Source organism: Pseudomonas sp. Pseusp97, assembly GCF_047304025.1.
Lineage (GTDB): Bacteria > Pseudomonadota > Gammaproteobacteria > Pseudomonadales > Pseudomonadaceae > Pseudomonas.
The window spans coordinates 1-976 of record NZ_JBGLYK010000451.1; the positions used below are offsets into that span (position 1 = coordinate 1).

The 976-nt window shown below is 69.2% G+C and carries 1 protein-coding gene; it reads left to right on the top strand.

The genetic code is table 11. The features are described from left to right. Positions 1-206: 206 nt before the first annotated feature. Positions 207-773 carry a TetR/AcrR family transcriptional regulator gene (locus ACCC94_RS29815; protein ID WP_413353187.1) on the top strand — a complete coding sequence of 189 codons (567 nt, stop codon included), beginning with the start codon at positions 207-209 and terminating at the stop codon, positions 771-773. Positions 774-976 lie beyond the last annotated feature (203 nt).

Sequence of the window (976 nt, forward strand, 5' to 3'; positions counted from 1 at the left end):
CCCCCCCCCCCCCCCCCCCCCCCCCCCCCCCCCCCCCCCCCCCCCCCCCCCCCCCCCCCCCCCCCCCCCCCCCCGGCGCCCCCCCCCCCCCCCCCCCCCCCCCCCCCTACAGTCTGCCTACCTTCGCGCCTGCCCTGAATCACCTCCCCTCGCCCGCCCTGCGTTAGAATGACATCCAGCATTCCATGATCCGCAGGAGACCGGTCATGCGTTATTCCGAAGACCACAAGGCCCAGACCCGCGAACGCATCATCAACGAGGCCGCGCAGCGCTTTCGCAGCGAAGGCGTGGACGCCACCGGCCTGCAGACGCTGATGAAGGCGCTGGGCCTGACCCACGGCGGTTTCTACGCGCACTTCAAGTCCAAGGACGAGTTGGTGGAGATCGCCCTGCAGCAGGCCGCCGAGCAGCTGCGCCCCATCGTCGACCAGCAGTTCGCGAAAGCCGACCCGCTGCCCGGCTTCATCGACCAGTACCTTTCCGCTGGCCACCGCAATACGCCCGGCAAGGGCTGCCCACTGCCGACCATCTCGGCCGAACTGGGCGCGCGCGGACATGCCAGCGCGACCACCGACGCCATCGTCCAGGCGCGCATCGATGCCATCGAAAAGGCACTGCCCAGCGAGCATGCCGAGGATGAAAGCGTCGCCCTGCTCGCCACCCTGATCGGCGCGCTGGTGCTGTCGCGAAGCGTGGCCGACCCGGAGATGGCCGACCGCATCCTGGACAGCACCCGCCGGCACCTGAAGCGCGAGATCGGCGCGACGGAGTGAATCGCCCACAGCGGTCGCATATGGCGCTGTTGTAGGGCGCATAACGCGCCAGCGTTATCCGCCGCTCAAGGGCCGGCGAATAACCTGTTCCAGGTTATTCGCCCTACGCTTCTACGCCCACTGTAAGCGTCGGAGGATACCTGTAGGAGCGAGCTTGCTCGCGAACCTGCAAGGCACGGTGCTGGGCGGTTCGCGAGCAAGCT